The organism is uncultured Aquincola sp. (assembly GCF_964001545.1).
Classification (GTDB): Bacteria; Pseudomonadota; Gammaproteobacteria; order Burkholderiales; family Burkholderiaceae_C; genus Aquincola.
The window spans coordinates 1-9,358 of record NZ_CAXFDV010000225.1; the positions used below are offsets into that span (position 1 = coordinate 1).

The 9,358-nt window shown below is 67.7% G+C and carries 10 protein-coding genes, 1 pseudogene and 1 riboswitch; of the genes and pseudogenes, 2 read left to right on the forward strand and 9 right to left on the reverse strand.

Annotation, left to right across the window (positions count from 1 at the left end; genetic code table 11):
* From ABNT58_RS07800 to ABNT58_RS07835, 8 genes are all read right to left on the reverse strand, one after another.
* On the reverse strand, positions 1-740 hold a 740-nt coding region (locus ABNT58_RS07800; protein ID WP_348752936.1), incomplete at its 3' end, for a PilX N-terminal domain-containing pilus assembly protein.
* Positions 737-1,369, reverse strand: coding sequence for a prepilin-type N-terminal cleavage/methylation domain-containing protein (locus tag ABNT58_RS07805; protein ID WP_348752937.1), 633 nt, complete (start codon positions 1,367-1,369; stop codon positions 737-739). The genes ABNT58_RS07800 and ABNT58_RS07805, both read right to left, overlap by 4 nt.
* Complete coding sequence (locus tag ABNT58_RS07810; RefSeq protein ID WP_348752938.1) at positions 1,366-1,929, reverse strand: GspH/FimT family pseudopilin; 564 nt, start codon at positions 1,927-1,929, stop codon at positions 1,366-1,368. Before ABNT58_RS07810 ends, ABNT58_RS07805 begins: the two co-directional genes overlap by 4 nt.
* A 4-nt stretch (positions 1,930-1,933) precedes the next feature.
* Complete coding sequence (locus tag ABNT58_RS07815) at positions 1,934-2,356, reverse strand: type IV pilin protein (protein WP_348752939.1); 423 nt, start codon at positions 2,354-2,356, stop codon at positions 1,934-1,936.
* Positions 2,357-2,455: 99 nt separating this feature from the next.
* On the reverse strand, positions 2,456-3,064 hold the full coding sequence (locus ABNT58_RS07820; RefSeq protein WP_348752940.1) for a GspH/FimT family pseudopilin: 609 nt from the start codon (positions 3,062-3,064) through the stop codon (positions 2,456-2,458).
* Positions 3,065-3,092: 28 nt separating this feature from the next.
* Positions 3,093-3,536: a transcriptional regulator NrdR gene (gene nrdR, locus ABNT58_RS07825; protein ID WP_348752941.1), complete on the reverse strand. Its 444-nt coding sequence runs from the start codon at positions 3,534-3,536 to the stop codon at positions 3,093-3,095.
* 18 nt (positions 3,537-3,554) lie between these two features.
* Positions 3,555-4,802, reverse strand: coding sequence for a serine hydroxymethyltransferase (glyA, locus tag ABNT58_RS07830; protein WP_348752942.1), 1,248 nt, complete (start codon positions 4,800-4,802; stop codon positions 3,555-3,557).
* Positions 4,803-4,865: 63 nt separating this feature from the next.
* Positions 4,866-4,972: riboswitch (ZMP/ZTP riboswitch) on the reverse strand.
* 37 nt (positions 4,973-5,009) lie between these two features.
* On the reverse strand, positions 5,010-5,876 hold the full coding sequence (locus tag ABNT58_RS07835) for a transglycosylase SLT domain-containing protein (RefSeq protein ID WP_348752943.1): 867 nt from the start codon (positions 5,874-5,876) through the stop codon (positions 5,010-5,012).
* A gap of 254 nt (positions 5,877-6,130) precedes the next feature.
* On the opposite strand from ABNT58_RS07835, the gene ABNT58_RS07840 reads away from it, so the two are divergent.
* Positions 6,131-7,699 carry a UbiD family decarboxylase gene (locus ABNT58_RS07840; RefSeq protein WP_348752944.1) on the forward strand — a complete coding sequence of 523 codons (1,569 nt, stop codon included), beginning with the start codon at positions 6,131-6,133 and terminating at the stop codon, positions 7,697-7,699.
* 217 nt (positions 7,700-7,916) lie between these two features.
* Here the strand turns inward: ABNT58_RS07840 and ABNT58_RS07845 are convergent, their stop codons facing one another.
* The gene (locus tag ABNT58_RS07845; RefSeq protein ID WP_348752945.1) at positions 7,917-8,738 is read right to left on the reverse strand and encodes a YdcF family protein; all 822 of its coding nucleotides are present in this window, start codon (positions 8,736-8,738) and stop codon (positions 7,917-7,919) included.
* A 108-nt stretch (positions 8,739-8,846) separates the two neighbouring features.
* Between ABNT58_RS07845 and ABNT58_RS07850 the strand changes: the two are divergent.
* A pseudogene (locus tag ABNT58_RS07850) lies at positions 8,847-9,358 on the forward strand (hypothetical protein); the annotation flags it as partial.

Consider the following 9,358-nt stretch of genomic DNA (forward strand, 5'->3'; position numbering starts at 1 on the left):
CCGGGCCCACTGATGTCGGCCCCGGAACGTATGGCCACTGCACTGCCGCCCGGCACCTGGTTCACCACCGTCATGCCTGCGGGCACGACCACCTCGCCTGGCGAGGTCAGGGCGGCGGTGGGCGGCTGCTGCAGGGCCGACACCAGGGCCACGCGCATCGTGTGGGTGGCGGTGGCGTCGCTGCTGATGGCGCCGCCCGGAAAGCAGCGCGAGTCGTTGCTGGTGGAGCAGCCCCATGAAGTGATCGCGATCGGCCCCGCGGGTGCAAAGGCCGACAGCGGACGCATCTCCAGCATGAACGTAGCCCCCGCGTCGGTGTTGGTCCCGAGGGTCGGCGAGGAGCCGATGGGGCATTGGCAGCGCCAGCCTTCAGCGCCATGCACGCAGGCGGCGAACAGTCCGCTGCTGGGCGTGGTCGGGTTCACCTTGCCGGTGTCCAGTTCCATCGACAGGTAGCGATCGCGGAAGGTGTTGTCCAGCGGATTGGTGGTCGGCTCGCAGGCTTCGTCGATCCGCTGTCCGCTGTTGAGCATGGCCAGGGCCCACTCCAGGCCGCCGGCCGCGGCTTCGTATGCCTGTGCGGCGCGGTACTGGTTGGCCGAGGTCCGCTGTTCGAAGATCAGCGTTCGCCCGGCGTAGGCAGAGACCAGCAGCATCAGGAAAAACAGCACCATCACCACCACCAGGGTGGCCGCGCCGCGCTGCTGCAGCCGGCGATGCAGCGGCATCTGGCGGTTCATAGGCAGGCCCCGGTCACCTTGTCGTTGGGCAGGCGGATGTTGCTTATCAGGCGGCGTTGCACGCTGGGGTCGGCGGTGGCCTGCGCTGTGAGGCTGACGTCCACCGTGCGAACGAACAGCGCGGGGCAACTGCCGACGGCGCAGCCGTTCATGCAGTAGCCTGCCAGGCTCACACTCTGTTCGCGCAGGGTCATCGTCAGGTCGATCAGGCGCAGCGTCTGCACGTCGGTGACGGTCTGCCACGCGTCGCCCACGCGCATCTGCAAGGCTTCTTCGTTCAATCGAAAACCCGATGGCGTTTCGGAGCCGCTGTTGATGTACGTGTAGCGCAGCGAGGTGCCGCTGCTTTCGGACAGCAGGTCGGCATTGGGGTTGCTGGACACGATCAGGTTGTTGGGCCGCCAGACACTGGCGGCCGCGTTGTCCCAGCCGCTGGCACGCCGCACGTCGCGGTTGATCAGGTCCATCGCGGCCCGCAGCTCCTGCTGCACCTGCGTCTCCACCATCAGCCTGCGGTTGTCGCCCAGCTGGCTGGTGGTCATCATCGCCGCCGCGGCCACGATGAACAGGCCGACGGTGACGCCGACCATCAGTTCGACCAGCGACAAGCCACGCTGCCGTCGGTTCATGGTGTGACGCATGCAGGAACCCCGGACATGGACGCATCGGGCGAGCAGGTGCTGACGAGCCCCCGATCGCTGACGGTGGTGACCAGCTGCGAACCACGCGCGCTGGTCAGCGTGATCGTCAACGCGCGCGAGTGGGCCGCCCTGGTCGGGTCCACGGTCACCGAGGACGCATTGGTGCTCAGCGCCACGCCGCGCGACAGCGGCAACTGCACCAGCTTGAGCAGCGGCAATGAGGCGCCGTACGGACCCGCCAGGCACTGCTCGCTGCCCAGCAGGCAGTTGCACATGCCGCCGGATGCCACCGCGTAGATGGAGTAACAGACCATCGTCGTCGAGCTGCGGAAGTCGATGCGCACGGCCTCGTTGCGCTGCACCGCTTCGGACCGGGCGTACTTCAGGTCGGCCAGCAGTTGCGCATGCGTGCCGCGCAGACGCTCACGCGCGATCAGGTCGTTGAACGCGGGCACGGCCAAGGTCAACACGATGCCCATGATCGCCACGGCGACGAGCAGCTCCACCAGGGTGAGCCCACACTGCGGGTCGGCACGGTGCGCCTGCATCGGGTCAGTGCACCCAGCAGGGCGCGGCGCCATCGTTCACGCCAGACTGGACCACGTTGCCACCCGGCGTCATGCTCAAGGACATCCGCTTGCAGTCGCTGTCGTCGTTCTGGGGCGAGTCGCTCTTGGCGGTGGCGGTCAGGGTGTAGCCCGAGGCACTGGCGCTGTCGATCGAGGCCTGGTAGTGCGTGGTGCTGGCCGGTGTGCCGGCCAGTTGCACCAGGGTGGTGGCATAGCCCGGGTTGTTGGCGCGAAACCGTTCCTGGGCCTGCTGCAGGCCCGTGAGCAAGGCCACTGCATCGGCGCGTCGCGCCTTCCGCACCGCATCGGTGAAGATGGGAAGCGCGATCGCCGTGAGGATGGCGACGATCACGATCGCCACCAGCATCTCGATCAAGGTGAAGCCGCGCACGTGTCGTTGGGGCAAGGGCGCCATGGTGATGATTATGTTGGGCGGGCGTGAAGGAATGCACACAGCGCAGTTGCCGCCGGTCGGCAGGCGCCGACCGTTCATCCGGCTCAGGTCTCAGCAGGCGGGATACGAAGCCATGGCCGCACCTGGGCTGCAGACGCGCGCCCGACCGACGATGTTGACGATGGCATGCAGGGCCGCAGGCCCGTTCGAGCGGATGTCGATCGACGCCGCCGGGGTGATGGTGTTACGCCGGCCATCGAAGGTGATCTGCCGCACGTTGGCGGCCAGCGTGATGCCTGAATCGGCCGGCAGCCAGGCCACCCGCAAAGGCTGGGAGCCGCCGGTGCAGGCGGCCAGCCCTGTGGTGTCGCAAGGGCAAGGCTTGGCTGCGGCAATCACGTAGCAACTGCCGGCCGTCGTGCGAGCGAAGGTGACATGCACCGTGTGACCGCGCGCGATGGCTTCGGAATAGCCGTAGCGCAGGTCGGCCTTGAACTGGTTCATCAGGCCTTCCACCCGGTGGCGTTGCAGGCTGGCCAGGAACGAAGGCAGCGCCAGGCCAAGCAGCACCGAGAGGATGACGGCCACGCAGGTCGTCTCGATCAAGGAAACGCCGCGTTGACGGCGCGAGGGGAAACAGACGGAACGAGGGGTCATTTGCATCACCTTTATCAGATGTGCAGATATTGAGACGGTGAACCGTCCGCCGCATCCCTCCATGGTGGGATGGGCCCTCGTTCGTGCGGGGTCAAATGTCCCGGATCAGCTGCCTGAACTCATCGACATCTTCAAAGCTGCGGTAGACCGACGCAAAGCGAACGTAGGCCACCTTGTCGATCTTCTTGAGCTCTCGCATCACCAGCTCGCCCAGCCGGTTCGAAGGAATTTCCTTGGCGCCGCTGGTCAGCAGCACTTCCTCGATGCGCTCGATGGCGGCGTCAAGCTGCTCCATGCTCACCGGCCGCTTGCGCAGCGCCAGCAGCATGGAGCCGCGCAGCTTGGCGGTGTCGAAGTCCACCCGCGCGCCGCCCTTCTTGACGATGGACGGCATCGCGATCTCGGGGCGCTCGTAGGTGGTGAAGCGCTTCTCGCAGCCCAGGCAGCGCCGCCGCCGGCGGATGACGTCACCCTCGTCCGAGTCACGGGTCTCGACGACCTGCGTTTCGCCGTGGCTGCAGAAAGGGCAACGCATACCGCCGGTCCGCGCCGGTCAGCGGTAGACCGGGAACTCGCGCGTCAGCACCGCGACCTTCTCGCGCACCTGCTGCAGCACGGCTTCGTCGTTCGGCCGGTCCAGCACGTCGGCAATCAGGTGGCCGGTCTGGCGGGCCTGCTCCTCGCGGAAGCCGCGGGTGGTGAAAGCCGGGCTGCCCAGCCGGATGCCGCTGGTGACCATCGGCTTTTGCGGATCGTTCGGGATGCCGTTCTTGTTGCAGGTCATGTGCGCCGCGCCGAGGATGGCTTCCGCCTCCTTGCCGGTCAGGCCCTTGGGGCGCAGGTCCACCAGCATCACATGGCTCTCGGTGCGGCCGCTGACGATGCGCAGGCCGCGCTCGATCAGGGTTTCAGCCAGCGCAGCGGCGTTCTTCACCACCTGTTGCTGGTAGGTCTTGAACTCGGGCGTCAGCGCTTCCTTGAAGGCCACGGCCTTGCCGGCGATCACGTGCATCAGCGGGCCGCCCTGGATGCCGGGAAAGATCGCGCTGTTGATCTGCTTGGCCACCGCATCCTTCATCAGGATGATGCCGCCGCGCGGGCCTCGCAGGCTCTTGTGGGTGGTGGAGGTCACCACGTCGGCATGCGGCACCGGATTGGGGTACACGCCCGCGGCGATCAGGCCGGCGTAGTGGGCCATGTCCACCATGAAATAGGCGCCGACGGCCTTGGCCACCTTGGCAAAGCGTTCGAAATCGATGCGCAGCGCATAGGCCGAGGCACCGGCGATGATCAGCTTGGGCTTGTGCTCATGGGCCAGGCGTTCCATCGCGTCGTAGTCGATGGCTTCGTTGGCGTCCAGCCCATAGCTCACCACCTTGAACCACTTGCCGCTCATGTTCAGCGGCATGCCGTGGGTCAGGTGGCCGCCTTCGGCCAGGCTCATGCCCATGATGGTGTCGCCCGGCTGCAGCAGGCCGAAGAACACGGCCTGGTTGGCCTGCGAGCCCGAGTTGGGCTGCACGTTCGCATGCTCGGCGCCGAACAGTTGCTTGACGCGGTCGATGGCCAGTTGCTCGACCACGTCGACGTTCTCGCAGCCGCCGTAGTAGCGCTTGCCGGGGTAGCCCTCGGCGTACTTGTTGGTCAGCTGGCTGCCTTGCGCGGCCATCACGGCCGGCGAGGTGTAGTTTTCCGAGGCGATCAGCTCGATGTGATCTTCCTGGCGGCGGTTCTCGGCCTGGATGGCGGCCCACAGGTCGGGGTCGATGTGGGCGATGGTGGATTGGTTCCGATCAAACATGGCAGTCCTTCTTCAGAGTTGAAGACCCCGACGCTGCGGCCGCGACATGGCGGTGCAGTGATGCAGGGCTGCCCAGGCGAACGGCGGACACGGCCATCAGGCCGCCCGCGCTCCACGGTGGTCATCCACCTCGGGCTGTTGCAGCCCTATCGCCAGTCGCGCGGAACGCGAGTGTATCCGCAGGCACCTGCCTGCACCCGCCAGGGGTCAGTTGAGCAGGGCCACCTGCTCCGGGCCGCCCGTCTTGGCGTCGGGCGCCGCGGCAGGCGCAGCCGGTGTTTCGCGGGTGGCGGTCACGGCCGGGGTGATGGGGGCATTGATGGGCACACCCTTGCCGTTGGCCACGCGCTGCAGGTTGGATTGCTCGGCCAGCACCTTGCCGGCATAACCGCCATCGTCGGTGATGTTGGCAGCCCCCACGTAGTAGCGCAGGCCGGCCTCCAGGCCGCCGGCGCGGGCGATGCATTCCTTGAGCACCTGCACACCCACGCGCAGGTTGGTCACCGGGTCGAAGGCGGCGTGGATGCCGCCGAAGGCCTGGTATTTGTCGTCGTGCACGCGGGTCATCACCTGCATCAGGCCCTGGGCGCCCACCGCGCTTTGCGCGAACGGGTTGAAGCTGGACTCGATGGCCACGATGGCCAGGATCAGTGTCGGGTCGAGGCCGGCGCGCTGGCCGACGTGCCAGGCTTCCTGCACCAGGCGGCTCACCGGCTCGGGCGCCACGCGATAGCGGCGCGACAGCCACTGGGCCACGGCCGCCTGCTGGCGCGTCAGGCCCTTGGGGTCGGCTGCGGTGGCGCGCGCAACGGCATCGGGCTCGCTCAGCGAGACCAGCAGGTTGCCGTCGGACTCGGCACGCGCTTCGTGCCGGGACTGCAGCCAGTCGAACGCCGCCTGCTCCACCTGATGGCGCAGATCGGCGCGGCCACCGGCAAACACCAGCGCCGCCACCACGGCCAGGCCGAGCAGCGCCAGCGTGTTGTGGCTGACTTCCAGCAGCCCGTGCCCGACGTCGCGGATGAACACGCCCAGAGAGGTTCTCACGGCGCGGACAGTGCGAAGCAAATTCATCTTGTCCCTTCGTCGGTTGCCGGCGTCCTGCGCGCTGCTGCGCTGCGAGGGCTGCAAAGGCAACCGTGATAACTTGCCGCGCTTTCGAGTCCGGACTCGTGACGGCTCCCGCCCTTCGGCGGTCATTGACCAGTCCTGCCAGGTACCTCGGCAGGGACTACGGGTAAACCCTTAAACGGGTCAGCAAGGCGAATTCTGTAGGCCTTCAAATAACCGGTCAACCATAATGGCTCTGTTCATCATTCGTTTCAGTTATGAAGTACCGTGACCTCCGTGACTTTGTGAAGCAGTTGGAAGCCGTCGGCGAGCTGCGTCGCATCGGCGATCCGGTCTCGCCCAAGCTCGAGATGACGGCACTGGCCGACCGTGTGCTGCGGGCCGAAGGTCCGGCGCTGTTGTTCGAAAATCCCGCGGAATACCGCATTCCGGTGCTGGCGAACCTGTTTGGAACGCCGCGACGGGTGGCCATGGGGATGGGCGCCGACAGCCTGTCGGAGCTGCGCGACGTGGGTCGCGTGCTGGCCAGCTTGAAGGAACCGGAGCCGCCGCACGGCCTGAAGGATGCCGGCCGTTTGTTTCAAATGGCAAAGGCGCTGTGGGACATGAAACCCACTCGAGTTAGGGGGGCGGCCTGCCAGGAAATCACGATCGAGGGCGCCGAGGTCGATCTTGGGAAGCTCCCGGTGCAGCTGTGCTGGCCTGGCGATGCCGGTCCGCTGATCACCTGGGGCCTGGTGGTGACCCGGGGGCCGCAGTCGGTGGCACAGCCCCGGCGCCGCCAGAACTTGGGCATCTACCGGCAGCAGGTGATCGGACGCCGCGAGGTGATCATGCGCTGGCTGGCGCACCGAGGTGGTGCGTTGGATTTTCGCGACTTTGCGCGGGCCAATCCGGGGCAGCCGTTTCCGATGGTGGTCGCACTGGGCGCCGACCCCGCCACGGTGCTGGGCGCAGTGACGCCGGTGCCCGACAGCCTCTCGGAGTACCAGTTTGCCGGCCTGCTGCGCGGCAGCCGCACCGAGCTGGCGGACACCGGGGTGGGCGAAGTCGGCCTGATGCTGCAGGCGCCGGCCTCCGCCGAGTTCGTGCTGGAAGGGCACATCCCCACCGCGCCGGCTGGCTTCAAAGGCACCAGCGACGCCGGTGTGCCGCTGGCCGAGCGCGGCGGCTATCTGCATGCGCTGGAAGGCCCCTTCGGCGACCACACCGGCTACTACAACGAGCAGGACTGGTTCCCGGTGTTCCGCATCGACCGCATCACGCACCGGCGCGACCCGATCTACCACTCCACCTACACCGGCAAACCGCCCGACGAGCCGGCCATCCTGGGTGTGGCGCTGAACGAGGTGTTCGTGCCCATCCTGCAGAAGCAGTTTCCCGAAATCGTCGACTTCTACCTGCCACCCGAGGGCTGCAGCTACCGGATGGCGATCATCTCCATCCGCAAGAGCTATCCGGGCCATGCCAAGCGGGTGATGTTCGGGCTGTGGAGCTTTCTGCGGCAGTTCATGTACACCAAGTTCATCGTGGTGACCGACGACGATGTGGACATCCGCGACTGGAAGGAAGTGGTGTGGGCTATCACCACGCGGATGGACCCGGTGCGCGACACAACGCTGGTGGACAGCACACCGATCGACTACCTCGACTTCGCGTCTCCCACCAGCGGCCTGGGCGGCAAGATGGGCCTGGACGCCACCAACAAGTGGCCCGGCGAGACCAGCCGCGAGTGGGGCGTGCCCATCACGATGGCGCGCGAGGTGACGGCGCGGGTGGACGGCCTGTTCGATACGGTGATGGCCGCGCACAAAAAAGCCAATTGACCCGCGCTGTGCCATGAGGTTTGCCGGCTTGAAGCCGGCCGGCGCCTCATCTAAGTTAGGGATGCCTGCCACGCAGGTGACCATGAACCGAGCAGTCTCTGCACGGGCGGGGCCCCGGACTCAATGCCTCCGGAGCTCCACTGGTGGCGTCAGCCACCCAACCCCTTCGGCCGTCAGGCTGAAGGGGTTTCGACTTTTTCGGGCGCTGCTGCGGGCCTCAGGCTCCCGCCCACCAGCCCAGCTTCTCGTGCCAGAAGTACCAGTTCAGCAACTGGCCCGCGTCGGACGGAAACCAGCGCGTGAAGCGGTCGTCCGACAGTGAGCTGATGCCGGCCGGCGCCGGCACCACCTCGAGCAGGGTGCCTTGGGCCGCCGCGGCCTCGCGGAAGGCACGCAGCGCGCGCGGCATGTGCAGGTCGTGGGTGACGATCACCACCTGCTCGATGCCGTCGGCGCGCAGCAGCGGCACGGTGAGCTGACCGTTCTCGCGCGTGTCGCGTGAGCGGTCTTCGGCCCAGCGCAGCGTGAGGCCGAACTCCTCTTGCGCGATGCGGCGGGCCACCTCGGCCTCGCTGGGGCCCGGCACCGCGCCGTGGCCGATGCCGCCGGTGTAGCCCAGCGGCGCGCCCGTCTGCCGCGACAGCCAGATGGCATAACGCAGCCGCTCCATCGTCAGCGGCCTCAGGCTGGGCTGGTTGTATTCAGGTGCCAGGCGTTCGCGCCCCGCGCCCAGGGCGATGATGGCCACCTTGCGACCGGCCTGCACGTCGGCGCGCAGCTGGGCCACCTGGCGGGGGCTGAAGGCCGGGATGTCCGGCATGCCATGCGCGTGCAGCCATTCGCCCATCGCCACCGTCAGGCTGCCCCAGGTGAGCAGCAGGCCGGCGAACAAGGCCACCAGAGCGCGACGGCTGCGTGAGCGCACCAGCAAGACGGCGGCGACCAGCGCCATCAACAGGAAGGGCACCGGCGGCATCAGCAGCATGCTGAGCAGAGGTTTCCAGTGCGTAATACCGGCGGCATTCAGGAGTTGGTTCACGCCGGGCATTCTCGCCTGTGACTTCGCCCCCACGGTCGGCTTGCACCCGGGGCGCGCCGCGGGCAGCATGCCGCCCCCGCAGCCGGTGGGCGCTGAAGGGAGAGGGAATTGCAGACACAACAACAACCACCCACAAAGCCACGACGTGCCCGCGCGCTGCGCGTGCTGGCCGGGTGCGTCATCGTGCTCGTCGCGGCCTGGCTGCTGGCCTGGCTGGCGGTGCCGCCCTTGCTGCAGTCGCAGGCCACGCAGCGCTTGTCTGCGTTGCTGGGCCGGCAGGTGCAGGTGGGCGAGGTGCGGTTCTCGCCCTGGGCGCTGGCGCTCACGGTGCGCGACCTGCGGGTGGCCGGGCCGGGTGACGGCAGCGGGCCGCCCCAGCTGCAGGTCGCCGGCCTGCACGCCGATCTGGCCGCCAGCTCGCTGTGGCGCCGGGCGCCGGTGCTGGAGGCGCTGACCATCGAGCAGCCGGTGCTGCGCCTGGCGCGTCTGCCGGGCGGCGGGTTGGACATCGACGAGGTGCTGGCGCGGCTGCGGCCGGCGCCCGATGCGCCTGAAACCGCGCCGGCCCGCTTTGCCCTCTACAACCTGCGGCTGGCGGACGGGCAGGTGCTGGTCGACGA